Origin of the sequence: Allobacillus salarius (assembly GCF_007559425.1) — a bacterium.
In the GTDB taxonomy this organism is placed as follows: Bacteria; Bacillota; Bacilli; order Bacillales; family Alkalibacillaceae; genus Allobacillus; species Allobacillus salarius.
In genome coordinates, this window is record NZ_VMHE01000017.1 from 14,509 (window position 1) to 39,572 (window position 25,064).

Here is a 25,064-nt window from a genome sequence, read left to right on the forward strand (position 1 = left end):
GCAATAATATAAGTAAAAAACCCCCTAAGGAAGAACGCTACTCAGCAAGATTCTTCTTTAGGGACTTTCATATAATAATTAATTATCTGTACTAACTTTTTTCAAACAGATGAATGTAAATATGGCAGCAGCGATTACCCAGATAGCAACGATACCGATTGCCGTCCAAGAATTCGTTTCATGCATATCGATCATCTGCATAATTGGGAAGTAATCGGCAATCTTGATGGCGATACTATCTTCTCCCAGATTCAAAAATTCGATCATTGGTGTAAAACCAAACAAAAACATAACAGGCATAATATATGCAGAAGTGTTGGCTACTGATTTCGTAAACAATCCTATGCCGATTCCCAATAGCAGGAAGAAAAGAAACAAAAGAATTAGTCCAACAATCGGTTGAAAAGCTAAAAATTCGTCATTGCCTAAAATAGCTAAAGATATAACTAACGAGATGAAGGTGAATAGCCCGACGACTAAACTCTTTCCAATGAGAATATCAGCGAGAGAAGCAGGTGACTGGATGAGTCCACGTAATGTTTTCTTTTCATTTTCTTCAGCCATCATCGTCATCATCCCACTCGTCGTTACGGCAGAATAGGTTGCCCCGACAATGAGATATAGTAAAAAGACAGGTAGCTCCCCTTCACCCATTCGACTATACATAATGGCAAGAAAAATCGGAATGACCGGCATCATCAATAACATCATATTCTTTCTAAATTCCTTAAGATCTTTTTCAAAAATAGCACCAATCCGTTGTGTATTCATTAGACGAGCTCCTTTCCGGTAAGCTGTAAAAATACATCTCCAAGTGTCGGTTTATCTGATTGTATGGATTTGACCTTCCCAGCAGCAATTAAATCTCTAATTTGATCCGCATTTTTGGAATCATTTTCTAAGACTAACTTTTCATTCATCGTTGTTTCGATATGAAAATCATGGGTTGAATATTTAAATCGAAGCTCATCTGGATTGCCTAACTCTTGTATTTTACCGTTATCCAAGAAAGCTACGCGGTCACATAATTTCGTTGCTTCTTCCATATCATGAGTCGTTAGAAAAATTGTCGTACCCGCTTCGTTTAATTTTTGTAGGCCCCGATGAATATGTATGACATTCCCAGGATCCAATGCGGATGTCGGTTCATCTAAAAATACAAGCTCCGGTTGATGAACTAACGCTTTCGCAAGCAATATTCGCTGCTTCATTCCTTTTGATAGTTTAGATACGACTTTGTTGCGATCATTCTTTAAGTTCACTTCTTCTAAAATGACATCAATCCGCTCTAATGGTGCATCATATAATTTACAAAATAATTTCAAGTTATCATAGACGGTTAAACGCTCATAAAGTGAACTGTTATCTGATAAAATTCCAATTTTTGATTTAAACTGAGTAGAGTCAAACGACGATGCATCTGTATCTAGTACATGGACATCACCAGTTGTTTGTTTGAGCTCACCCGTTAAAATTTTAATTGTTGTTGTTTTACCTGAACCACTCGGACCCAACAGACCGAATATTTCTCCTTTTTTTACGTTAAAACTAACGTCTTCAATGGCAACTTGTTGGCCAAATGTCTTTCTTAGGCCAGAAACTTGTATTGCGTTTTCCAATTTAACCCCTCCTTTGACGATCTACTTATATCGTATAGAGCATCTGTCGTGAATGCAGTACAATCACAACGAAATGTACCAATCGATTCGTAAATCGTACCTTTTTCTTGTTAAAATACCTGCCGGAAAGAGGTTTACATGGCGTATTTGGTTAAACTGTACCTATTTTAAGTTGAATGTATCCTGAATATGCTGGATTTTTGTGCGTGATAACGGAATAGTAGACTTCGGCTTGTTATCAATGCGAAGTGAGTATGTATTTTTTGACCATGTAATGATTTCTCTCACCTTCTGCAAGTTGACGATATAAGATCGATGGCACCGATAAAATCCGTATGGTTCAATTTTCTTCTCGATTTCAGTTAACGTCGAATCCAATGCGAAAGATTCATGGTTCACAATAATCTGTGCCTTCCCATCCTGACTTTCAATATAATCTATTTCTGTCGGGTCGAATAAGATAATTTTATCTTCTACTTTAGCCGGAACTTTATATAATTTGGATGTCGTTAATGAAGTAGTTGAAGTTTGTTCAGTTTCGATTGTAGTTTCACTCAATTCCTCGTGAGCAACTTCAATTTCTTGCAGACCATTTTCTTTTAGTTTATACGTTAGATCACTAAGAAGTAGCGCATGTTCGAGGTTGGAAACTAGGATGAGCACTGGTGTTTTGTCCTCTTTCAGTTTTTGCAGCATATTCATGAACGTATTCATTGTATGTAAATCTACACCATGGATTGGCTCATGAAAGACCACAGGATAATGATCCATCATAAAATATTTTGCATAATAAACGCGAGCGAGTTCTGATGGTGTACATTTACTCAACGGTTTGTCAGCACATGTTTGTAAGCCAAACATCACAAGAATCTCGGGAAAAGGCAATGAACACCCAAACCACTTATGGAAAAATTTAGTATTATCGGCTACGGTTAAACGGTCGTAAAGTCCTTCTTTTCGATCGAAAACGCTCATCTTCCCCTCACGAAGAATCGCTTCAATTAACTCTGCTTGCAGATCCGTGTCGCTGTATATTGCTGTCGCGGTTGATTCATTTAGATTGAGAGAAACCGATGGAAGTTTTTCATCTTTCGCAGCTTCATAGTTTAATGTGTAATCTGACACCTTACAACCTCCCTTTTGTTCGGACTATTCTATCTATTAACCATAATATAATACTATCAAAAAAACCGCCGTATAACCGGCGGTTCATCAATTTTCGTTCATAAAGTTATGCGGGCGGTATTTCCGCTTCAGAATACCTGCGATCGAGATCGACGAATTTATTATATTCTTTGACGAATGCGAGCTCCACGGTTCCGACAGGGCCATTTCTTTGCTTCGCGATAATGATTTCGATAATATTTTCTTTTTCTGATTCTTGATCATAATAATCGTCTCTGTATAAGAAACCAACGATATCCGCATCTTGCTCAATACTTCCCGATTCACGAATGTCAGACATAATCGGGCGCTTATCTTGTCGCTGTTCAACTCCACGAGAAAGCTGAGACAGAGCGATGACAGGCACTTCCAATTCCCGGGCCAATGCTTTAAGTTGACGGGAGATTTCAGAAACCTCTTGTTGCCTGCTTTCCCGACTATTTGCGCTTCCTTGGATCAACTGCAAGTAGTCAATGAGAACCATTCCAAGACCACTCTCTTGTTTCAGACGACGACATTTGGAGCGAATCTCGTTTACTTTAATACCTGGTGTGTCATCAATATAAATTCCTGCGTTGGACAAGCTACCCATCGCCATCGTTAGCTTTCTCCAGTCTTCTTCTTGAAGTTTACCTGTACGCAAGCGCTGGGCATCGATATTCCCCTCCGCACAAAGCATACGCATGACAAGCTGGTCAGCTCCCATCTCCAAACTGAAGATCGCGACGTTTTCATCCGAGTTCACAGCAACGTTTTGTGCAATGTTCAATGCGAAGGCCGTCTTACCTACGGAAGGACGTGCAGCGACAATAATCAGGTCGTTCTTCTGGAAGCCCGATGTAATATAATCTAAATCGCGAAATCCAGTGGCGATGCCAGTAACTTCTTCATCCATATTATGCAGCTGTTCGATATTATCATAGACGCCAACCAAAACGTCTTGGATGTTTTGAAAACGTCCGGATGATTTATTTTGAGAAATATCGAGAATCGTTTTCTCCGCGTGATCAAGCAAATCGGTTACTTCATCACCTTCATCGTATGTTTTGGTGACGATATCGGTTGCTGCATGAATAATTTTCCGTAATGTTGATTTCTCTTCAACAATCCGAGCATAGTATTCAATATTGGCAGCTGTCGGAACAGAATTGGCGATATCCGTTAAATATGATACACCGCCGACTTCATCCAACATTTTTAAATCATTCAGTTCTGTTGTGATTGTTACCAGATCGATGGGTTCTCCTTTATCGGTCAGACGAATCATCATCGAAAAAATACGTTGATGACTAACACGGTAGAAGTCCTCTGGCTCTATTATTTCAGTTGCTGTCACAATCATATCTGGAACAAGAAAAATGGCGCCTAGTACAGCTTGTTCCGCTTCAATATTATGAGGCAATGTTCGGTCTTGTGAAATGTCTGACACTTCGTTCCCCCCTTTCCATCTGGAAGATGTTACTGTTCAACAACATGCACTCTAAGTGTTGCTGTCACATCTTGGTGCAATTTCACCGGTACATTCGTATATCCAAGTGAACGAATGGGATCGTCTAATTCAATCTTCCGTTTATCCACTTTGATTTGATGTGTCTTTTTCAATTCTTCGGCAATCTGCTTACTTGTAATTGATCCGAATAAGCGGCCAGCGTCACCTGACTTAGCTGATAATTCAACAGTAAGGTTTTCAACTGTTTCTTTTAATTTCTTTGCCTCTTCTAATTCTTGTTTTGCTTGCTCTTTCTGTTTCTCTTTTTTCGCCTCAAGCTGTTTCAGATTCCCTGGTGTCGCTTCAACAGCTAGGTTGTTTTTCAATAAATAGTTATTCGCATATCCGATTGCTACGTCTTTTACTTCACCTTTTTTTCCTTTACCTTTAACGTCTTTTGTAAAAATTACTTTCATTCGTTCTCATCCTCCCCTAAGTATTCATCGATGATCCCTTGTAATTGCTCAACCACTTGGTCAATTGTTGTATCTTCCAATTGAGTAGCCGCGTTCGTCAAGTGACCACCACCATTCATACTCTCCATGATGACTTGCACATTCACTTCACCAAGTGACCGGGCACTTACTCCGACTTTCCCATCAGAGCGCTCAGACACGACAAAAGCTGCACGTACATCTGTCATCGTCAGCAAGGTATCTGCTGCTTGTGCAATGATGACTGCACTATATGGTTCGCCTTCTTCAGCGCGAGAAATGGCGATTCCTTGTTTATAAATCTCAGCATTTTTAATCAGTTCACTACGCTTGATATACACGTCGATATCTTCTTTTAACAGCTCTTGAACAAATACGGTGTCTGCCCCTTTTGAACGTAAATAGGATGCTGCATCGAATGTTCTTGAACCCGTGCGTAAAGCAAATGATTTCGTATCAACAATAATTCCAGAAAGTAATGATGAAGCTTCTAGAACATTGAATTTCAACGGACCGTCTTGGTATTGAAGTAACTCTGTCACCAATTCAGCCGTAGAAGACGCATATGGCTCCATATAAACCAATGTCGGGTCTTCGATAAACTCTTGTGCACGGCGGTGATGGTCGATGACTACGACATGATCTGTTCGGTTTAGTAGTTTTTCTTCCATAACCATGGATGGTTTATGCGTATCCACGACAATGACGAGTGTATCCTTCGTCAACATTTCCAAAGAATCTTCAGGAGTAACGAACCAACGAGAGAGCTCTTCGTCTTGATTGATTCGGTCCATTAATCGATTGACACCTGTATTGTTACCATCAGGGTCAAATACAACGTACCCATTTTTATTATTTTGTTGTGCCAGTTTCAAAATACCAATACATGAGCCGACAGAGTCCATGTCCGGCATTTGGTGTCCCATGACGAGTACTTGGTCACTGGCCTTCACTAATTCACGCAATGCGTGGGAAATAACTCGCGCACGAACGCGTGTACGCTTTTCCATCGGGTTTGTTTTTCCCCCGAAGAATTTTACTTTTCCAGACTCATCCTTCACCGCAACTTGGTCACCGCCACGTCCGAGCGCAAGGTCCAAACTCGATTGAGCGAGTGTACCGAGCTCAGGTAAGCTGTTTGCATTCTTACCGACTCCGATACTTAAGGTCAAGCTTACATTTTGATCGGAAATCAATTCACGTACCTCATCCAAAACTTCAAATTTCGTCTTTTCAAGTTGTGATAAGATTTCTTGGTTCATGACTGCAAGGAAACGATCGGAAGACGTCCGTTTTAAGAAGATGCCATGGTCTTTTGACCAATTATTCAACAAGGATGTCACTTGTGAATTCAGCTGACTTTTCGACGTGTCATCCATTGCTTGTGTCAATTCATCATAGTTATCCAAGTAAATAATCGCCAAGACAGACTCTTCATCATGATGTTTCTTCTCAATTTCAATTTGTTCTGTGCGGTCGAACAAATAAATCAAGCGGTGATCTCTTTTATGGATTAAATGGAATTTCCGATCATGGATGGCAATCCACTCTTCATCCGTCTCACTGTTTGCCATAGATAAAAGTGTTTCGGAAACATGAGACAGTGACTGCCCAATAATCGATTGATCCTTATCAATGAAATCATTTAAATATGGATTCGCCCATTCAATTTCCCGATCTTCGCTATACAATATAATTCCCACCGGCATTTCCAGTAAAGCTTCTTCGCCGACCTTTTTCACTCGATAAGATAATGTCGAGACATATTGCTCCGTTCGCCTTCTTAACCGGTCTTCTGCACGCAAAGATAGAATGATAATAATGATGAGAACCGCTGTTAACGCAATTCCAATAAACCACTCATAAAAAATGGTCACAATGGCTAACGCCGTAGCTACGACGTATAAAAACCAAATATATTTATTGATAATCAGTTTCTTGATATCTTTCATAATAACGTCATCTCCTAATGGACTGACATCAGTTTTATTATTGGTTTCCTTGATTCGATAAACGACTACGTAATTGGAAACCTAAGTCAATTATACCTAAAATCCGTAAAGGATACAGGAGTAAAAATGGAAATAACACTAAACCAGCAACAATCGCAAAAGGAATAAACTTTGGCCATTTTTTATGATGGACATAAAAAACGATAAACGAAATTCCTTGAACGACTAATAACAAACCGATCATGGCGTACAAATTCACTCCGGCTAAGTATAGCATGTCATTTGGATCGGTATTCGTCCACGTCAAAACAATGGCAATTAAGTAATACCAAATCAATGACGTCGGAAAGGTGAGCAAACGAAATTTCGGAAATCGGTACGATGTATCTTCTTTCCGATTAATCCAACGATAACTCACCCATTGAGCAATTAAAGCTAATACAATTGAGATAATCATCATAAAAGTCGGAATGAGGTTAACGAGACTTTTTGCTTGCTCCCTTGCCAATTCCAATGTTTCTTCATCAAAATCGACTTGCATCGTACGAATGAATTCTTCAGAGGTTGAAAATGATTCTTCAATCCCCTGGTTAATAGCATCCATCCAATTCACTTGGAACACAAACTGTGTCACTAAAAACACCAAGCCGAATCCAATGGCGAAACCAGCTGCACCTGCTGCCCATGTTTCATACGGGCTGCTTCCTGCTCTAATTGAAGCTCCAATGGCTATACCTCCGATCGCCACCAAAAGAACAAGTGGAACGGAAATATAGGTTAATAGGAATGCACAGATGATCCCTACAATCACGAATAGGATAGCTCCTGCCTTCCAACCATATTTTCTCGTCATTAAGACGAACGGTACTGGCAATAAGAATACGGTAATAAAATTTATGATAGGGAAGAAAATCGTGATTAGCATAAGTAATAAAAATACAAGGCCATTAACGGCCCCATCTTTGACTATATTTGATTGATTCATAAACGATCTTACACCTCTTTTATTAACGCTTGGCGATATTCGTGATCACCAAGAATGACAAACACCTACTCTCATTATTTTAGCAGGGAATCTATATCATTGAAAGACTTCATACTTGGTAACTAAATGAATTGGATTATTCGCATTCTTCGTAAGTATATAATAGCTTACGTATGTATTTATGCATGTTATCTGAATAAGTACTTGCGATGGATCAAAAACAGTTTTTTTCGTTTCCATAAAGTGAAAAAGCGACTTACCTTTTCGATAGATAAGTCGCTTCTTTATTATTCACCAGTAACGAATGGTAGTAATGCCATTTGTCTAGCGCGCTTAATTGCTTTAGTCAATTTACGTTGATATTTTGCAGATGTTCCTGTTACACGACGAGGTAAAATTTTACCACGTTCAGAAACGAAACGTCTTAGCAAGTCAACATCTTTATAGTCGATGTGTGTAATTCCATTAGCTTTGAAATAACACACCTTTCTACGCTTACGTCCACGACGTGCCATGCAAATCCCTCCTCAATTAAAATGGTAAATCGTCATCCGAAAGATCGACTGGTTCGCCGTCTCCTTCAAATGGATTATTACTTTTCGGAGCAGACTGCTCTTGAGTCTGTCTCTGGAAGTTTTGATTGTTATTCGATGAGTTTGCCATGGTTGAACCTTGCCCACTTTGGCCAGAATTTCCTTTTGTTTCAAGGAATTGAATACTCTCAGCCATAACTTCTGTTATATATACACGTTTCCCGTCTTGTCCTTCAAAATTTCTCGTTTGAATTCGACCATCGACACCAATCATACTACCTTTTTTCATGTAGTTCGCTAGGTTTTCAGCTTGTCTACGCCAAGCGACACAGTTTACAAAGTCCGCTTCACGCTCTCCTTGCTGATTCGAAAACGGTCTATTTACGGCAATATTGAAGTTTGCTACCGCTACACCGTTTGGGGTATAACGCAAGTCTGGGTCCCGTGTTAGTCTTCCTACTAATACGACTCGATTCAACACATACAACACTCCTTATTGGTCATCTTCACGAATAGCCATATGACGAATAATGTTGTCTGAGTACTTCGCTAAACGATCAAATTCGTTAATAGCTTCTGGTTCAGCTTGGAAATTCAACAAGACATAGTAACCTTCACGGTAGTCGTTGATTTCATAAGCTAAACGTTTCATACCCATTTCGTCAACGTTTTCAAGCTCCGCGCCATTGTCAGTAAGCACTTTGCTGAAGTATTCGACTACTTCTTTACGTGCTTCTTCTTCTAGATCTGGGCGGATGATGTACATGATTTCATATTTATTCATCCGTCTGCACCTCCTTTTGGACTTAGCGGCTCTATTGCATGATGAATAGAGCAAGGAGTAATTTGATTAGATTAATTACTCACATCAACGTATTATACCAAACAAATCTCACCGAAACAACCAAAAATCATTGGATTTACACATTAAAACGGAAATGGATAACATCGCCATCTTGGACGATATACTCCTTACCTTCTAGACGTACTTGACCGCGTTCTTTAGCAACAGCCATAGACCCAGCATCTGCTAAATCTTCGTACGAAACAATCTCAGCACGAATAAAACCTCTTTGGAAATCCGTATGAATAATACCAGCCGCTTCTGGAGCTGTCATTCCCGTACGAAATGTCCACGCACGAACTTCCTGCTCTCCCGCTGTAAAGTAAGTGGCTAAACCTAACATATTATAAGAAGCTTTGATTAATTGATCTAATCCTGATTCCTCAATTCCTAGTTCTTGTAAAAATTCTGTTTTTTCTTCGCCTTCTAGCTCTGCGATTTCTGCTTCGACTTTAGCACAGATGACAATCACTTCTGCATCTTCAGCCGCTGCAAATTCCTTCACTCGCTGTACATGCTCATTTCCCTCAATATCCAACAGCTCGTCTTCCCCAACGTTTGCTACATAGAGCATTGGTTTCACTGTCAATAAATGAAGTTGTTTTACATACTTCTGTTGTTCTTTTGAAAATTCAACTGCTCTAGCTGGTGTCTCATTTTCAAAAGCTTCACGTAATTTCTTTAACACTTCAAATTCATACATGGATTCTTTATCTTTTTGCTTTGCCATTTTTTCCACTTTGTCATAACGTTTCATGACAGTTTCCAAGTCAGCAAGGATCAGTTCCAAGTTAATCGTCTCGATGTCTTCAATCGGATCGACTTTTCCCGATACGTGCGTAACATTTTCGTCCTCAAAGCAACGAACGACCTGACAAATGGCATCCACTTGCCGGATGTGTGATAAAAATTGGTTACCTAGCCCTTCTCCTTTACTCGCACCCTTAACAATTCCTGCAATGTCTGTAAATTCAAAGGCTGTCGGAATCGTTTTTTTCGGTTTTACCAATTCAGTCAATTTATTCAAACGATCGTCTGGAACCTCCACAATTCCGACGTTCGGATCGATGGTTGCAAATGGATAATTTGCTGATAAAGCTCCCGCTTGTGTGATGGCATTAAATAATGTCGATTTACCGACGTTCGGCAAGCCGACAATTCCTGCTGTTAAAGACATGTAACGTCCACTCCTTCAATTGATCTACTACCGAATCCTACGTTCAAGATTAGTCATAACAATTATAGTGATTCAAAGATAAAAACACAAGTAACAGAAAATAAAAAAACAAGAGCAATCAAGCCCTTGTTTGGCATATATTCCGTTCAAAAAAGACATTTCATTTAAGATAATTCAATTTTGTTTCACGTGAAACAATTATTCTTCTGCTTTGACGAGTACTTTTTTCAATTTCTTTTCAAACTGTTTTCTTGGAATCATAACACTATGACCGCATCCCTGACACTTAATGCGGATATCCATACCCATACGGACAATTTTCCATTCATTCGTCCCGCATGGATGTTGTTTTTTCATTTCGACGACATCATTTAACCCAAATTCCTTATCTGCCATCTGAGTATCTTCCTTTCTATGTCCATTGCCAAATGTTTACGTTGTGACCATTGTGGGAAACTGATAAGCACTCAACGTGCACAATCTACTGTTTATTTTATCAAATTTTATAGGTTGTTGCTCGTTTAACAATCGGAAATAATAAAATAGCACCTAATACGTATAAGTTCAGTACACCGTAAAGAGGATATAAATAACTAACTAGATTGGAAAAAGAGAAAAATGAAAACGGAAGTGCAATTAATAAGACACATAGACCGATCTTACCTGTTGAGAGTTGTTTAAATAATTCTTGAAGTCGCGCTATGATTCCGAACAAGCTCGTCAAAGCGGTTGTATAGATCGCAAACCATAATAACACAGCCATGAGGAGAAACATTTCAAACGGATAACCATTCAAAATGGCGAACAACGGAATTTCATAAAAATAAAGTTGCTCAGCGACTGAGATCAGGCTCATATTATAAACCATTGATATCGTCCCTAATATCAATCCACTACCGATACTAGCAACGTAAATCTCTTTTTTAGTTTTGATTTCCTTTCCTACTGCACTTAATACTGCAATTAATGGCAACACATTGAGTGACGTAAATGGAATGGCTTGTACCCAATTTGATTGATCACGAATGCCGTATAAGAAGGAAACGCGTTCTTGAAATACAAAAATCATTAATACGAGAAACAGACCGACAATTAATAATGGTAATAAAAATCGATTAATGGATAGTACGCCGTCCATTCCCCTTGGAATAATGACTAGCAACAAAATAACCATTAATAGAATTCCGATTACATTAGACCATTCAAAAATCGTTACTGTTGCCCCACTGCCGGCAATCATGACAAAGAGTGTTGTGAATAAATAAACCATCACTAAATAATCATACACTTTTGCAGACTTAACACCTAAGAACTGTTCCAACACCGGCTTATAATGTTCAGACTTTTTGAGATAGCTAACTTCTAAGATCACCTGACAGCTAACGATGAACATAATGGTAAACAATACAATCGCCAAACTACTCCCTAGTCCGAAAAATTCCCAAATCTCTCTGCCTGATGCATAGCCTGCACCTACCATCGTTGCAATTATTAATCCAATCCATTTGAATCCATTAATCATAGTCGGCCTCCAAGGTATAAATGAATCGTAAAATCCGTATACTAATAGAAATATGTACAAGGAGTAAAAACTATGTCTAAATCAATGATATTGAAAAAATCTACTTACCATATGAATGATTCATTCGTTAGTCTAAAATTATCGAGGTTTTTATCGAATCATTTACCGACGGATCAACCAATCATTCTACTATGTATAGGAACAGATCGTTCAACGGGTGATAGCCTCGGCCCTCTCGTTGGTACGTTTTTGAAAGAGTCGCTCATTAAAAATATACACGTTTTCGGAACATTGGATGAACCTGTACATGCAAAGAATCTTCCGGAAACAATACTACAAATCGAAGACACGTTCCAAAACCCTTATATCATTGCTGTCGACGCGGCGTTAGGCTCTATTAGAAAGGTCAAGACGATGGATATCGGACTTGGGTCCCTCCAACCAGGAGCAGCGATGAAAAAGAAAATCTCTTCGATCGGGGACCTTTATATTAAAGGCTATGTAAATGTCGGTGGATTCTTGGAATACACTGTATTGCAATGTACGCGTCTGAGTGATGTCATGAGCATGGCTCAGATCATTACGAAAGCCATACAGTATGCAGATTCGAGACTATCTGTGAATTGTGCAGATTAAGCTCTACAGGTCGGATGATGGTTTTGACCTATAAAACTAGATATAAATAAAAAAGAGTTGTCCGTAGTCTTTGAAAGACCGCGACAACTCTTTTTAACTAACTAAGCAAACCATTGTTGAACCTGTAAATAGATAAATAATACCACCCCGACAATTACCAAGCTCGGAAGTAAATTAGCAACTCGAATACGTGTAACATTTAATAAGTTCAATCCGATAGCAACAATTAACAATCCTCCTGTTGCAGTCATATCTTCAATGAATAAATTGAAGAATGACTCTGAGAAAAACCGGTCGATTTGCGTGGCGAATAAAGCAATAACACCTTCGTAAAGGACTACTGGTACGATAGAGAATATTACTCCAAAGCCTAATGTAGTCGTTAATACAAGTGCTGTAAAACCATCGAGGATTGACTTTGTATAAAGAATCTCGTGATTTCCATGAATTCCACTATCCAGGGGCCCAATAACCGCCAAAGCTCCTACACAGAAGATTAATGAGGCTGTCACGAATCCCTCAGCAATATTGGACTCTTTGCCTTCTTTTTTAAAACGCACTTCCAAATGGGCTCCGATTCTATTCAGTTTTTCATCAAGGTCAATTCCTTCTCCAATCAATGCACCAAATAACAAACTTAGGAGAATGACGATTGTCCTGTCTGATTCTAAACCCATCGAAAATCCTAAAACAATCACCGTCAGACCGATGCCTGCCATAATCGTTTCTTTAATTCTTTCATTTATCTTATTAAAAAACAGGCCAAACAATGTTCCTAGTGCGATTCCAAATCCATTAACGATAACCCCTGCTAGCTCTATTTCAACCACCTACTCCCTTTTGTTTCACGTGAAACAATAGAAAAAGAAATGTCCTCTAGGATGAAATGAACATTGACCATGAGAACGTCATGTCATCCGGTTAGACATTTCTTTATTATTGATTCTTTTATCAATGTTTAGTTTATTTCCCTTGGCTCATTAAATCGAGTATTCTTTCAAGGTCTTCTTTACTGAAATACTCAATTTCAATTTTACCTTTTCTTTTACCTTGTTGAATGGTAACGGACGTACCAAATAAATCTCTTAGTTCTGTTTCCTTAGAGGCAATGAAAATATCCTTTTTAGCCGTTTTCTTTTTTGTCTTTTGATTATTTTCATTTAAGCGAGTAATTAATTGCTCTACTTGTCTTACATTCAGGCCTTCTTTTCGAATTTTGTCAGCAATCATCAAAATTTCTTCTTCTTTTTTTAATGCTAATAACGCTCTTCCATGGCCCATAGTGAGTTCTTTACTGTTAATCATTGCCCTTACTTTTGTAGGCAATGAAAGCAAACGAATCATATTGGCGATATGTGGACGACTTTTCCCAAGTCGTTTCGCTAATTCATCATGCGTCAAAGATAGCTCATTAATCAACCGATCATAAGCTTCGGCTTCTTCCATCGGATTAAGATCTTCCCTCTGCAAGTTCTCAAGAAGCGCCAATTCCATCATCTCTTGGTCGTCTAAATCACGGATGACAGCTGGTATCGTTTCAAGTCCAGCTTCTTTGGATGCTCGGAACCTACGCTCGCCTACGACGATTTCATAGCCTTTTATCGATTGCCGAACGATGATGGGCTGCAAGATACCGAACTGAAGGATTGAGTCCTTCAACTCCTCAATGGCATCAGCTTCGAAAACCTTACGTGGTTGATAAGGATTTGCGCGAATTTCATTGATCGCTACTTCCCGTACCGTCTCTTCATCGAAATTGACATCTTGAAATAATGCATTCACACCTTTACCCAACCCTCTGGCCATTTTCCATCACTTCCTTCGCTAAATCACTATACACTTCAGCGCCTTTTGAGCGGGGATCATATTTAATAATGGGCTCCCCATGACTCGGTGCTTCCCCTAAGCGAACGTTTCTAGGAATAATTGATTGAAACACTTTATCTTGGAAGTACTTTTTGACTTCTTCAATAACTTGAATACCAAGATTTGTTCTCGCATCTAGCATTGTTAGTAATACACCTTCGATTGCTAGATTATGATTCAATCTTTTCTGGACAAGTCGAATCGTATTTAACAATTGACTTAACCCTTCCAATGCATAATATTCGCACTGAACTGGTATAAGTACGCTATCTGATGCTGTTAGAGCATTTAATGTTAATAATCCAAGAGATGGCGGACAATCGATAATAACGTAATCATAGTTGTCTCGCGTTTCTTCTAACGCTCTTCGCAATCTTAACTCCCTAGAGATGGTAGGAACCAATTCTATTTCAGAACCAGCTAATTGAATAGTCGCTGGTATCGCATCAAGATTAGGAATATTCGAAGGCATGAGTGCATGATTGATATTTTCTTCTTCAATTAATACGTCGTAAATACATGTATTCGTTTCACCTTTATTAATTCCGATTCCACTTGTGGCATTTCCTTGTGGATCGATATCAATTAAAAGGACTTTATTTCCCATATCAGCTAAACAAGCACTCAAATTCACTGCTGTTGTTGTTTTGCCAACGCCACCTTTCTGGTTTGCAATGGCAATTACTTTACCCATCTATGTCACCTGCCTACATCTTTCACAATTTACTTTTATATTTATCAATTTGATAGCTATAAATTATATTTTATCATGAACGAACAGGTTATGTTAGTTAAATATGTAGTTTCATAGAACCATTTTGAAAAAAGAAAAGAAAAAAAGGTCTAAATCATATGTTGGGGAGGCTGGGACGTAACCTTTAATGTTGACACAGATACGAGCAACTAATTCAGTATGAGTAGTTACTCGCTTCGGAAATATACTTCGCTTTTACCCACAGGGCATAAGGCGACATCTGCGATAAATCGCAGTGTCTTCTATATCGCGGGCAGCTGTTGAGCCTCCTCGTGCTTCGCACTGCGGGGTCTCACCTAGGCTTTTGCTCCCGACGCCCAGGACGGGCTAGTGTCAACGTTGGCCACAGGAAGTGGCCGCATTTAGTTGACCGCAGAAGTCTCCGTATATTTCCTACGCTAAGTTAGATTGTTATTCATGTTTCTGAGTTTATCACTTTGGTGTCTGTGCCTCTCCCTATTTACGCAATTTGTCCTGGTATAAACTTGTTATGGTGCAATAAAACTTTTTGACGGATAGGATACACTTAGGTGGTGCAGACGAGCTGCGTCGGCGGTATAGAAACCTACGCTAGTTGTATATTTACCCCACCATATATTTTAGAGCCGAAAAAAAAGCCTATCATGATGCGAATGATAGGCTTAAAAAGTGTTTCAGTAACACATTTATTTGTTTTTCGGGATTTTAATCGTAATTTTATAGTGATCGTCTTCTTCTGTTTCCTCTGATTCTACGTTTAATCCTGATTCAGAGACCATGCTCAATGATTGGCGAATTGTATTTAAAGCAATTCGGAGGTCTTTACTGACGCCTTTCATCTTCGGTTTTCGTTTCGTTTTTTCTTCGGATGAATCTTCTGGATGGAGTAACGCGTCGATTTGTTCTTCCGTTTGTTTAACATTGAGGTGATTTTCAATTATGATGCCTAATAATTCTTCTTGAAGTGTTTCATCCTTCAATGAAATTAACGCTCTTGCATGTCTTTCCGTAATTTCTTTGTTCAATATGGCTTGTTGAACAACGCTAGGCAGCTTTAATAGTCGTAGTTTATTTGCAATCGTTGACTGACTTTTACCTAAACGTTGTGCTAGTGCTTCTTGTGTCAATCCGTGCTGGGACAGCAGTTGTTCATAGGCAACTGCTTCTTCAATGACTGTCAGCTCTTCACGTTGAAGGTTTTCGATCAATGCGACGGAAGCTGTTTCTGTATCCGTCATATTTTTGACGATTGCTGGAATCGTTTCCCACTTGAGCGATTGAACGGCACGCCATCTTCTCTCACCGGCAATCAACTCATATCGATCTTCTTCTTCTATCTTCCGGATAACGATTGGTTGAATCATTCCATGTTTATGAATCGTTTGTGCGAGTTCATTAATTTTTTCTTCATCAAAAATCGAACGAGGCTGATATTGATTCGGACTTATCTTGTCCACTTCAATTTGCACAACTTCATTACTTACTTCTGACGAGACATCCTTGTCGGAATTGGAAGCATTTTTACCGAACAACTTACTAATTGTACCCATTCTTATGGCACCTTCCTTATCAAGAATACGAACTCTGTTATGTAAATAAAACTCGTCAAACGACGAGCTTTTGACAAAATCATAAAAAATTGTGTGATGATCTACTAGTAGTTAGTTTCTATAATAATTAATCTGTGTTTCACGTGAAACAATTGAAACTTTCTCTACTGCTATCTTACCACATATTGCTTGTAGGGAGAAGGTTTAAATTATGCTCACTCAATTGGTTCCTTATTTGGAAGTCCAGCTTTCCGCGGATATTTCCCTGGCGTCTTACGTTTTTTATGAATAATCGCGATGTTTCTCTCACTATTTTCAATCGGTAATAAAAACTCGTGAATATCACGCCATTCGCCACCTAGGACTTGCACAGCCGCTTCACTGGCCTTCTTCTCTTCATGGAAGTTGGCACCCTTCATCATGATTAGGTCGCCGCCAACCTTCACTAACGGTAGGCATAATTCGCTTAAGACAGAGCTTCTAGCAACCGCACGGGACACGACGACATCGAAACTCTCTCTGAACTTTTTGTTCTTACCGAAGTTTTCAGCACGATCATGGTAGAATGCAATTTCCGTTAAGTTTAACTTATCCGCTATGTGATTTAAGAAAGAGACGCGCTTTTTGAGCGAGTCAACGATTGTCATTTGTAGATGTGGATATACGATTTTTAAAGGAATCGAAGGAAACCCCGCTCCTGCACCTACATCACAAACAGATAGTGGTTGTGAAAAATCATAATGGAAAGAAGCAGTCAATGAATCAAAGAAGTGTTTTAAATAAACCTCTTCTTGGTCCGTAATCGCTGTCAAATTCATTTTCTCATTCCATTCGACCAATAGCTCATAATACAACTTGAACTGAGCGAGCTGCTGCTCACTCAGTTCAATGCCGTGTTCAATTAAGTTTGCTTGAAATAACGTTTCATCCATTGCTTAACCCTCTATTCATTTGATACTTTTGAACGAACGCCTTGTTCAATATAGACGAGTAAGATTGATATATCAGATGGGTTTACTCCAGAGATCCGTGATGCTTGGCCAACTGACAATGGTCTGACTTGTTTTAATTTCTCTCTAGCTTCTGAAGCTATACCAGAAATTTGATCATAGTCAATGTGCTCGGGAATATATTTATTGTCCATTTTTCTCATTTTCTCGACTTGCTGGTTAGATTTCTTAATATACCCTTCATATTTCACATGAATCTCAACTTGTTCTTCTACCTCTGGTGGTAGTTCTGTTTCACGTGAAACAAACGGCTTCAAATGTTCGTATTTCATTTCTGGGCGACGCAATAGATCTGTTGCTCGAACTGCTTCTTTTAGTAGGGTCCCATTTTGTTCTTCAATCACTTTTTGAATGTCTTCATCTGGTTTAATGATTATTTTTTCAAGACGTTTAATTTCATCTTGAATTTGTTGCTTTTTATGCGTGAAACGTTCATAACGTTCATCAGAAATTAATCCATATTCATATGCAACGTCGATTAAACGTAGATCAGCGTTATCATGACGCAATAATAGACGATATTCTGCTCTTGAAGTCAACAACCGGTATGGTTCATCTGTGCCTTTTGTTACTAAATCATCGATTAACACACCGATATATGCTTGTGAGCGATCCAATATTAATGACTCTTTATTCAAAGCTTTTCCAGCAGCGTTAATTCCTGCCATTACTCCTTGGGCTGCAGCTTCTTCATATCCGGATGTACCGTTAATTTGGCCAGCTGTAAATAATCCATTAATCGTTTTCAGTTCTAATGTTGGCCATAATTGAGTTGGAACGACAGCATCGTATTCGATGGCGTAACCTGCACGCATCATTTCTGCTTTTTCTAAGCCTGGAATTGTTTCAAGTAATTTCTTTTGAACGTCTTCCGGAAGTGAAGTTGATAATCCTTGAACGTACACTTCTTCCGTATTTCGCCCTTCAGGTTCCAAAAAGATTTGGTGGCGTGGCTTATCAGAGAAACGAACGATTTTGTCTTCTACAGAAGGACAATAACGTGGGCCTGTTCCTCTTTCAGCTCCTGAATACATCGCTGATTTAGATAGGTTATCCATGATGATTTCATGGGTCACTTCACCAGTATACGTTAGCCAGCACGGTATTTGGTCTGTGATGAATTCCGTCGTTTCGTAAGAGAAAGCACGTGGCTCTTCATCTCCTGGTTGAATTTCTGTTTGCGAGTAATCAATCGTATGACTATTTACGCGTGGTGGTGTCCCTGTTTTAAAACGAACGAGTTCAATTCCAAGTTCTTCCAATTGTTTCGATAGTTTAATCGTCGGACGTTGGTTATTTGGACCACTTTCATATTCAATATCTCCGATTAATACTTTGCCTCGCATAAATGTTCCTGTAGTAACGATGACCTGATCTGCATAATAGCAAGCTTTCGTTTCCGTAACGACACCTTTTACTTGGTTGTCTTCAATCAATAAGCGGTCGACCATACCTTGTCTTAACGTTAAATTCTCTTGATTTTCAATGACATGCTTCATTTCTTGTTGGTAAAGAACTTTGTCTGCTTGAGCACGCAAAGCGCGAACAGCAGGTCCTTTGCTTGTATTCAATAAGCGCATTTGAATATGCGTTTTATCAATCACTTTTGCCATCGCACCGCCAAGCGCGTCAATTTCCCGTACGACGACACCTTTAGCGGGACCACCGAGCGATGGGTTACACGGCATAAATGCGATTAAGTCGAGGTTCAGCGTCAGCATTAACGTTTTAGCGCCTCTTCTTGCTGAAGCTAAACCCGCTTCGACACCCGCATGGCCGGCACCGATGACAATGACGTCATAATGTCCTGCATCATACATACATAAAGACCTCCTTTTTTTATTTTCCTAAACAGAACTGGGAGAATAACTGATCGATTAATGATTCATGAACGTTATCACCAATGATTTCGCCGAGTAGCTCCCACGTTCGTGTAATATCTATTTGAACTAAATCAAGCGGCATACCGTCTTCCACCGCTTGAAGTGCTTCGTCTAATGCTTGTTCTGATTGCTCAAGTAATTGGATGTGACGTACATTGGATACATACGTCAAGTCACCTGAATCTAATTCTCCTTCGAAAAAGGTTTCTGCAATTGCCGTCTCTAGTTGATCAATTCCTTTTTCCTCCACCAAAGAGGTCGAAATGATCGGTACGTCTCCTGCAACTGCTCTCACTTCAGCTAGATCGATTCGTTGTTCCAGATCCGTCTTATTGATGACAGCAATAATATCATGTTCTTTTGCTGCTTCAAAAAGTGCTGCATCTTCTTTTGTAAATGGTTCGTTCCCATTTAAAACGAGAAGAATTAAATCAGCATCTTGAAGAGCTTTTCGAGAGCGTTCAACTCCGATTCGTTCCACTATATCTTCGGTTTCCCGAATCCCTGCTGTATCGATTAGGCGGAGTGGAACACCACGTACATTCACATATTCTTCAACGACATCACGGGTTGTTCCAGGAATATCGGTAACAATTGCTTTATTTTCTTGAGCTAATATATTTAATAATGACGACTTACCGACGTTTGGTTTACCGATAATCGCCGTCGCAATACCTTCTCGTAAGATTTTCCCTTGCTTGGCCGTCAGCAACAGTCGCTGTATCTCTTCCTTCACAGCTGTTCCACGTTCAACAAGCATTTGATGTGTCATTTCTTCCACATCATCATATTCCGGATAATCAATATTCACTTCGACATGAGCAACTGTTTCAATCAACTGCTGTCGCAATGAACGAATTAAGTTCGATAGACGACCATCCATTTGGTTCAATGCTTGTGACATTGCTTTGTCTGTCTTGGAACGAATTAAGTCCATAACAGCTTCTGCTTGAGATAAATCGATCCGACCATTCAAGAACGCACGTTTTGTGAACTCTCCTGGTTCAGCCAGTCGTGCGCCTTCTCTTAAAATTAACTGAAGTACACGGTTAACGGATACCATACCACCGTGACAGTTAATTTCGATTATATCTTCACGAGTAAAGGTTCGAGGAGCTTTCATCACTGAAACCATCACTTCTTCGACCTTTTCATCTGTCTTTGGATCGACTAAACTCCCATAATGAATTGTATGGGAATCTACTTTCGCCAAATCCTTTGTTGGAAAAATTCGATTGGCGATGGCAAACGATTCCTCTCCACTAATTCGAACAATCGCAATGGCACCCTCGCCAATCGGTGTTGAAATCGCTGTAATTGTATCTTGCTCCATGAACCTCACTCCTTTCTATGAGTAAATTCTCAACTAAAAACAATAACATAAATAGGGATAAAAAGAAAGATATACAGCTTGCCTCTTATTGGTAAAATGTATGTAATGAGTAGGTTTAAGTCACTTCAAAAAAATACCGATATAAAGCGATTAAGCCTTACATCGGTCATTTAACTATATTTTATTTCTTGCCTGTCTCATTCAGGCTTGATGACAACGTATCGATTTGGATCTCTTCCATCTGAGTAAGTAGAAACTTTGCTGTGGTCTTGCAATGCTGTATGAATGATTTTTCGTTCAAAAGAAGGCATTGGCTCCAATCGAACTTCTTTATTTAACTTCAATGCTTTATTTGCAAGCTTATTCGCTAAATTTTCAAGTGTCTCTTTTCTACGAGCACGATAATCCTCTGCATCAACAACGACGGTTACATATTCATCTTTATTTTTATTCACAACAAGATGAGTTAAATATTGCAACGCATTAATGGTTTGTCCACGCTTACCGATTAACAACCCAATTTTTTCGCCGACAAGGTCATATACAACTCCGTTTTGATCTTCCTTCACTTGAACATCGATCGCAACATTCATATCACCAGCGATATCGACCAAAAATTGTTTACCCTCTTCTGTGGCGCTTTTCATCTCTGTTACTTTTACATAAGCACGTTTAGAACCAAAGACACCGAGCAGTCCTTTTTTTCCTTCATCGATTATATCGACTCTCACTTGACTTTCATCTAAATCAAGTTGATTAAGGGCATTCTCTTTTGCTTCTTCAATCGTACGACCACTAGCAGTTATTTCTCTCACTTTTTAGATCCTCCATTGTCTTTTTCATATTGTTTCATCATCGGACGACGAATTAACAATGTTTGAACAATCATAAAGAGGTTACCTACTACCCAGTATAGTGCTAAAGCAGCTGGGAAGAACAATGCGAACACACCAATCATCACTGGCATCAAGTATAACATGACTTGCATTTGTGGGTTAGCTGCAGCTGGTGTGCCTGCCATCATTAATTTTTGTTGGATAAATGTCGTTGTAAATGTAATGGCTGCCATGATAATGCTTGGTTCACCGAGTGAAAACCATAAGAACGTATAATTTTCAATTGCCTCTGTACGCACAATAGCATGGTAGAAAGCAATTAAAATCGGCATCTGTACAATAATTGGTAGACACCCTGCAAGTGGGTTAACCCCATGACGCTGGAACAAAGCCATCGTTTCTTGCTGTAATTTCTGCTGTGTCTGTTGGTCTTTTGACGAGTATTTCTCTCTTAATGCTTGTAACTCTGGCTGGATCATTTGCATCGCTTGAGAAGATTTCAACTGTTTGATATTTAGTGGCAAAATTAATGTACGCAACAAAAGCGTTACAATAATAATTGCCAAACCAAAGCCATGATTGAAAATATCCTCGGCTATGTAAGTAATCAAGAAAGATAATGGATAAACAAAAAACGTGTTCCAAAACCCTTCGCTGTTTTCGGTAATTGGTTCATTAATCTGTGTACAACCACTTAGGAATAAAGCAATTGCGACTAATGCCACAACTACGAACAATCGTTTATACACCTGTTTTCCTCCTAACATTGCTAACACGGAAATTCTTTATTTATTCTACCATCATATATAAGAGGTTTACCATAAAAAAGTGAAATATTTATTGACGATATAAGCCTGTTCGTTTTAAAAGATGCTTTAAGCTGATCTTGACCTCTTCAACATTCATGGATGTCGCCGGTTTTCTGGCAATGATTACGAAATCAACATCCGGTTGAATATGCGGCTCCAACTGTCGTAAGCTTTCGCGTATATAGCGCTTAATTTTGTTACGCATAACAGCATTCCCGAGCTTTTTTCCAACAGAAATTCCTACACGGAAATGTTGCTGATCCTTTTTCATCACATAGTAAATGACAAGCTGTTTGTTGGCGAACGATTCACCTTGTTTAAAAATTTGTTGAAACTCCTCATTTTTTTTGACACGATATTTTTTCTTCAAAAGGATCATCCAATCTCTCTCGATGTTCGAATAAACGGTTCCGTTCATCTCGTTGCTTCAAATCCAATTATATTTATATACATATTATCTGCTAGAAAAAAGACCACTGAGTGGATCTTCCAGTGGTCTAAGCAGAAAGTACTTTTCTTCCTTTTTTACGACGGCGTGCTAGAATCTTACGTCCGTTTTTCGTTTTCATTCTAGCTCGGAATCCGTGCACCTTGCTATGCTTTCTCTTTTTTGGTTGATATGTTCTTTTCATTTATCTACACCTCCTAAAAGGAAATCAAAATCTATACCATTTAAAAACAGTCCAAATTAGTATATAAAATTTGTCCCCTATATGTCAATAGTAAAACAGATGATCCTTATTAATATTCGACCATCTATTTTATCTACATTCCGTTCTTCAAAGAGATTCACTCTTTATTTTAATCGGATATCCATCGATAAGCAATGAATAAGGATATTTTTTTATTCGATCAGTAGCCATATTTTTAAAAGTATCGATTTTTTCAACCAACTAAATTCCATTAACAATTTTAACCCTCATTTTTTTATCCACAATTGCTGTTTTTCCCTCTCTCAAAAAGTTATCCACATGTGCGTTGAATATCATACTAAGTCTGTTTTTTATTCACACCCTAATTCGACAAATTACCCACAAATTCTACAGTTGTGGACAATATTTTTGCACAACCAATAGAACTATGTGGATAAGTTGAAATCACATTGAAATAACAAGGTAAGTTTGATATGATTATATTGTTTAAAATGTGAATAAGTAATTGTGAATAACTGAGTTTTCCACAGAGTGTGAATAATATGTGGATAGTTAACCACAGCTTGTTAGAAAAGATATCTACAGGGCTGTGGATTTTGTCGATAGATGTCATTTTCCCACGTTGTTAAATGAATAATCCATCCACAGGCAAATGAACCACCGATTGATGAAAGGATGCTTAATTTTGGATAATTTACAGGCATTATGGAAAGAAACTTTGACTGAAATTGAAAATAAAGTAAGTAAACCTAGTTTTGATACGTGGCTTAAATCGACTGAGGCAAAATCTGTTGAGGGCGATAAACTCGTCATCGCTGCTCCTAATGAATTTGCAAGAGATTGGCTAGAAAGCAGTTATGCGGGCTTAATCTCTGAATCGTTTAAACAAGTATCAGGCTCTCATTTGGAACCGAAATTCGTTATTCCAAATCGAAACAACATGGATGAATATAGTAAGCAACCCATTAAAAAGTTCCCAAAAAACCAGACAAGAGAAATGAATGGCAAAACAATGCTTAATTCCAAATATACATTTGAGACCTTTGTGATCGGGTCAGGGAACCGATTTGCCCATGCGGCTTCTCTTGCCGTTGCAGAAGCGCCAGCAAAAGCTTACAACCCTTTATTCATCTATGGTGGTGTTGGACTAGGTAAAACACACTTAATGCATGCGATCGGCCATTATGTAAGAGAACATAATCCAGATGCTAAGGTCGTCTATCTATCCAGTGAAAAATTTACGAATGAATTCATCAACTCTATTCGAGACAACAAAACGATTGATTTTCGAAACAAATATCGAAGTGTAGATATATTATTAATTGATGATATTCAGTTCTTGGCAGGAAAAGAACAAACGCAAGAAGAATTTTTCCATACGTTTAATGCGTTGCATGAGGAAAACAAACAAATTATCATTTCCAGTGATCGGCCTCCAAAAGAGATACCGACATTGGAAGATCGACTTCGATCACGTTTTGAATGGGGATTAATTACAGATATTACCCCACCTGACCTAGAAACGAGGATTGCGATTCTACGGAAAAAAGCGAAAGCAGACGGATTGGAGATCCCGAATGAAGTCATGCTTTACATAGCTAACCAAATCGATACGAACATTAGAGAATTGGAAGGTGCGTTAATACGTGTCGTCGCCTACTCTTCTCTTGTAAATGAAGATATCGATGCTTCGTTAGCTGCAAATGCACTGAAAGATATTATTCCTAGCTCCCGACCAAGGAAAATTACGATTAAAGGGATACAGCAGATTATCGGTAATCGATTCAATGTACCAATTGAAGATTTCGCTGCTAAAAAACGGACAAAATCAGTAGCTTTCCCACGTCAAATCGCTATGTATTTATCTAGGGAGATGACTGATTTCTCATTGCCGAAAATCGGTGAAGAGTTTGGGGGACGAGATCATACAACCGTCATTCATGCTCATGAAAAAATAGCTAAAATGTTAGCCGATGATATTCAATTACAGAAAGAGATTGATGAATTAACAGAAATCATAAAGTCTGAAGCATAAA

General features: G+C 38.8%; 26 protein-coding genes. 2 read left to right on the forward strand and 24 right to left on the reverse strand.

The features are described 5' to 3' along the window. Positions 1 to 78 precede the first annotated feature (78 nt). The 13 genes from FPQ13_RS09380 to FPQ13_RS09440 all read right to left on the reverse strand — a co-directional run bounded on the left by FPQ13_RS09380 (position 79) and on the right by FPQ13_RS09440 (position 11,719). The gene (locus tag FPQ13_RS09380) at positions 79 to 771 is read right to left on the reverse strand and encodes an ABC transporter permease (protein WP_144089084.1); all 693 of its coding nucleotides are present in this window, start codon (positions 769 to 771) and stop codon (positions 79 to 81) included. Then, positions 771 to 1,619, reverse strand: a complete 849-nt coding sequence (locus FPQ13_RS09385) for an ABC transporter ATP-binding protein (RefSeq protein WP_144089085.1) — start codon at positions 1,617 to 1,619, stop codon at positions 771 to 773. The genes FPQ13_RS09380 and FPQ13_RS09385 overlap by 1 nt, the downstream gene beginning before the upstream one ends. Positions 1,620 to 1,781: 162 nt before the next feature. After that, a complete protein-coding gene (locus tag FPQ13_RS09390) occupies positions 1,782 to 2,744 on the reverse strand; it encodes a LytTR family transcriptional regulator DNA-binding domain-containing protein (protein WP_144089086.1) in 963 nt (320 codons plus the stop codon). A gap of 106 nt (positions 2,745 to 2,850) precedes the next feature. Continuing rightward, complete coding sequence (dnaB, locus tag FPQ13_RS09395; RefSeq protein WP_144089087.1) at positions 2,851 to 4,212, reverse strand: replicative DNA helicase; 1,362 nt, start codon at positions 4,210 to 4,212, stop codon at positions 2,851 to 2,853. A gap of 29 nt (positions 4,213 to 4,241) precedes the next feature. Continuing rightward, complete coding sequence (gene rplI / locus FPQ13_RS09400) at positions 4,242 to 4,688, reverse strand: 50S ribosomal protein L9 (protein WP_144089088.1); 447 nt, start codon at positions 4,686 to 4,688, stop codon at positions 4,242 to 4,244. Further along, positions 4,685 to 6,658, reverse strand: a complete 1,974-nt coding sequence (locus tag FPQ13_RS09405) for a DHH family phosphoesterase (RefSeq protein WP_144089089.1) — start codon at positions 6,656 to 6,658, stop codon at positions 4,685 to 4,687. Before FPQ13_RS09405 ends, rplI begins: the two co-directional genes overlap by 4 nt. Before the next feature lie 37 nt (positions 6,659 to 6,695). After that, positions 6,696 to 7,643 (reverse strand): YybS family protein, encoded by a 948-nt coding sequence (locus tag FPQ13_RS09410; RefSeq protein ID WP_144089090.1) that lies wholly within the window; start codon positions 7,641 to 7,643, stop codon positions 6,696 to 6,698. Positions 7,644 to 7,930: 287 nt separating this feature from the next. After that, entirely contained in the window at positions 7,931 to 8,158 is a 228-nt protein-coding gene (rpsR, locus tag FPQ13_RS09415; protein ID WP_144089091.1) for a 30S ribosomal protein S18, read from the reverse strand. 16 nt (positions 8,159 to 8,174) lie between these two features. Beyond that, positions 8,175 to 8,657 carry a single-stranded DNA-binding protein gene (gene ssb / locus FPQ13_RS09420; RefSeq protein WP_144089092.1) on the reverse strand — a complete coding sequence of 161 codons (483 nt, stop codon included), beginning with the start codon at positions 8,655 to 8,657 and terminating at the stop codon, positions 8,175 to 8,177. 12 nt (positions 8,658 to 8,669) lie between these two features. Next, entirely contained in the window at positions 8,670 to 8,960 is a 291-nt protein-coding gene (gene rpsF, locus FPQ13_RS09425) for a 30S ribosomal protein S6 (RefSeq protein ID WP_144089093.1), read from the reverse strand. 136 nt (positions 8,961 to 9,096) lie between these two features. Further along, complete coding sequence (ychF, locus tag FPQ13_RS09430; RefSeq protein WP_144089094.1) at positions 9,097 to 10,197, reverse strand: redox-regulated ATPase YchF; 1,101 nt, start codon at positions 10,195 to 10,197, stop codon at positions 9,097 to 9,099. A gap of 198 nt (positions 10,198 to 10,395) precedes the next feature. Continuing rightward, complete coding sequence (locus tag FPQ13_RS09435; protein WP_144089095.1) at positions 10,396 to 10,593, reverse strand: DUF951 domain-containing protein; 198 nt, start codon at positions 10,591 to 10,593, stop codon at positions 10,396 to 10,398. Positions 10,594 to 10,693: 100 nt separating this feature from the next. Then, positions 10,694 to 11,719, reverse strand: coding sequence for a YkvI family membrane protein (locus FPQ13_RS09440; protein ID WP_144089096.1), 1,026 nt, complete (start codon positions 11,717 to 11,719; stop codon positions 10,694 to 10,696). A gap of 72 nt (positions 11,720 to 11,791) precedes the next feature. On the opposite strand from FPQ13_RS09440, the gene yyaC reads away from it, so the two are divergent. After that, complete coding sequence (gene yyaC, locus FPQ13_RS09445) at positions 11,792 to 12,355, forward strand: spore protease YyaC (protein WP_144089097.1); 564 nt, start codon at positions 11,792 to 11,794, stop codon at positions 12,353 to 12,355. A 101-nt stretch (positions 12,356 to 12,456) separates the two neighbouring features. Here yyaC and FPQ13_RS09450 read toward each other — a convergent pair whose 3' ends face one another. From FPQ13_RS09450 to rpmH, 11 genes are all read right to left on the reverse strand, one after another. Next, positions 12,457 to 13,176 carry a DUF554 domain-containing protein gene (locus FPQ13_RS09450; RefSeq protein ID WP_144089116.1) on the reverse strand — a complete coding sequence of 240 codons (720 nt, stop codon included), beginning with the start codon at positions 13,174 to 13,176 and terminating at the stop codon, positions 12,457 to 12,459. Between the two features lie 142 nt (positions 13,177 to 13,318). Continuing rightward, positions 13,319 to 14,161 carry a ParB/RepB/Spo0J family partition protein gene (locus FPQ13_RS09455; RefSeq protein WP_144089098.1) on the reverse strand — a complete coding sequence of 281 codons (843 nt, stop codon included), beginning with the start codon at positions 14,159 to 14,161 and terminating at the stop codon, positions 13,319 to 13,321. Continuing rightward, entirely contained in the window at positions 14,142 to 14,915 is a 774-nt protein-coding gene (locus FPQ13_RS09460) for a ParA family protein (RefSeq protein ID WP_144089099.1), read from the reverse strand. The genes FPQ13_RS09455 and FPQ13_RS09460 overlap by 20 nt, the downstream gene beginning before the upstream one ends. 725 nt (positions 14,916 to 15,640) lie before the next feature. Beyond that, entirely contained in the window at positions 15,641 to 16,504 is an 864-nt protein-coding gene (noc, locus tag FPQ13_RS09465; protein WP_144089100.1) for a nucleoid occlusion protein, read from the reverse strand. Positions 16,505 to 16,719: 215 nt separating this feature from the next. Beyond that, complete coding sequence (gene rsmG, locus FPQ13_RS09470; protein ID WP_144089101.1) at positions 16,720 to 17,436, reverse strand: 16S rRNA (guanine(527)-N(7))-methyltransferase RsmG; 717 nt, start codon at positions 17,434 to 17,436, stop codon at positions 16,720 to 16,722. Between the two features lie 11 nt (positions 17,437 to 17,447). Beyond that, the gene (mnmG, locus tag FPQ13_RS09475) at positions 17,448 to 19,334 is read right to left on the reverse strand and encodes a tRNA uridine-5-carboxymethylaminomethyl(34) synthesis enzyme MnmG (protein ID WP_144089102.1); all 1,887 of its coding nucleotides are present in this window, start codon (positions 19,332 to 19,334) and stop codon (positions 17,448 to 17,450) included. A 19-nt stretch (positions 19,335 to 19,353) separates the two neighbouring features. Beyond that, positions 19,354 to 20,730, reverse strand: coding sequence for a tRNA uridine-5-carboxymethylaminomethyl(34) synthesis GTPase MnmE (gene mnmE / locus FPQ13_RS09480; protein WP_144089103.1), 1,377 nt, complete (start codon positions 20,728 to 20,730; stop codon positions 19,354 to 19,356). 197 nt (positions 20,731 to 20,927) lie between these two features. Continuing rightward, positions 20,928 to 21,545, reverse strand: coding sequence for an RNA-binding cell elongation regulator Jag/EloR (gene jag / locus FPQ13_RS09485; RefSeq protein ID WP_144089104.1), 618 nt, complete (start codon positions 21,543 to 21,545; stop codon positions 20,928 to 20,930). Continuing rightward, positions 21,542 to 22,315, reverse strand: a complete 774-nt coding sequence (gene spoIIIJ, locus FPQ13_RS09490; RefSeq protein WP_144089105.1) for a YidC family membrane integrase SpoIIIJ — start codon at positions 22,313 to 22,315, stop codon at positions 21,542 to 21,544. Before spoIIIJ ends, jag begins: the two co-directional genes overlap by 4 nt. A gap of 88 nt (positions 22,316 to 22,403) precedes the next feature. After that, the gene (gene rnpA, locus FPQ13_RS09495) at positions 22,404 to 22,745 is read right to left on the reverse strand and encodes a ribonuclease P protein component (RefSeq protein WP_144089106.1); all 342 of its coding nucleotides are present in this window, start codon (positions 22,743 to 22,745) and stop codon (positions 22,404 to 22,406) included. Positions 22,746 to 22,872: 127 nt separating this feature from the next. Further along, the gene (gene rpmH, locus FPQ13_RS09500) at positions 22,873 to 23,007 is read right to left on the reverse strand and encodes a 50S ribosomal protein L34 (protein ID WP_144089107.1); all 135 of its coding nucleotides are present in this window, start codon (positions 23,005 to 23,007) and stop codon (positions 22,873 to 22,875) included. A gap of 706 nt (positions 23,008 to 23,713) precedes the next feature. Here rpmH and dnaA point away from each other — a divergent pair. Next, on the forward strand, positions 23,714 to 25,063 hold the full coding sequence (dnaA, locus tag FPQ13_RS09505) for a chromosomal replication initiator protein DnaA (protein WP_144089108.1): 1,350 nt from the start codon (positions 23,714 to 23,716) through the stop codon (positions 25,061 to 25,063). The last annotated feature ends 1 nt before the right edge of the window (position 25,064 follow it).

Excerpts from the sequence above, each read along its gene's own strand:
- FPQ13_RS09380 (WP_144089084.1), bottom strand. The coding sequence starts at position 771 with ATGAATACACAACGGATTGGTGCTATTTTTGAAAAAGATCTTAAGGAA.
- rplI (WP_144089088.1), bottom strand. The coding sequence starts at position 4,688 with ATGAAAGTAATTTTTACAAAAGACGTTAAAGGTAAAGGAAAAAAAGGT.
- FPQ13_RS09405 (WP_144089089.1), bottom strand. The coding sequence starts at position 6,658 with ATGAAAGATATCAAGAAACTGATTATCAATAAATATATTTGGTTTTTA.
- FPQ13_RS09410 (WP_144089090.1), bottom strand. The coding sequence starts at position 7,643 with ATGAATCAATCAAATATAGTCAAAGATGGGGCCGTTAATGGCCTTGTA.
- rpsR (WP_144089091.1), bottom strand. The coding sequence starts at position 8,158 with ATGGCACGTCGTGGACGTAAGCGTAGAAAGGTGTGTTATTTCAAAGCT.
- rpsF (WP_144089093.1), bottom strand. The coding sequence starts at position 8,960 with ATGAATAAATATGAAATCATGTACATCATCCGCCCAGATCTAGAAGAA.
- ychF (WP_144089094.1), bottom strand. The coding sequence starts at position 10,197 with ATGTCTTTAACAGCAGGAATTGTCGGCTTGCCGAACGTCGGTAAATCG.
- FPQ13_RS09435 (WP_144089095.1), bottom strand. The coding sequence starts at position 10,593 with ATGGCAGATAAGGAATTTGGGTTAAATGATGTCGTCGAAATGAAAAAA.
- FPQ13_RS09440 (WP_144089096.1), bottom strand. The coding sequence starts at position 11,719 with ATGATTAATGGATTCAAATGGATTGGATTAATAATTGCAACGATGGTA.
- yyaC (WP_144089097.1), top strand. The coding sequence starts at position 11,792 with ATGTCTAAATCAATGATATTGAAAAAATCTACTTACCATATGAATGAT.
- FPQ13_RS09455 (WP_144089098.1), bottom strand. The coding sequence starts at position 14,161 with ATGGCCAGAGGGTTGGGTAAAGGTGTGAATGCATTATTTCAAGATGTC.
- FPQ13_RS09460 (WP_144089099.1), bottom strand. The coding sequence starts at position 14,915 with ATGGGTAAAGTAATTGCCATTGCAAACCAGAAAGGTGGCGTTGGCAAA.
- noc (WP_144089100.1), bottom strand. The coding sequence starts at position 16,504 with ATGGGTACAATTAGTAAGTTGTTCGGTAAAAATGCTTCCAATTCCGAC.
- rsmG (WP_144089101.1), bottom strand. The coding sequence starts at position 17,436 with ATGGATGAAACGTTATTTCAAGCAAACTTAATTGAACACGGCATTGAA.
- mnmG (WP_144089102.1), bottom strand. The coding sequence starts at position 19,334 with ATGTATGATGCAGGACATTATGACGTCATTGTCATCGGTGCCGGCCAT.
- mnmE (WP_144089103.1), bottom strand. The coding sequence starts at position 20,730 with ATGGAGCAAGATACAATTACAGCGATTTCAACACCGATTGGCGAGGGT.
- rpmH (WP_144089107.1), bottom strand. The coding sequence starts at position 23,007 with ATGAAAAGAACATATCAACCAAAAAAGAGAAAGCATAGCAAGGTGCAC.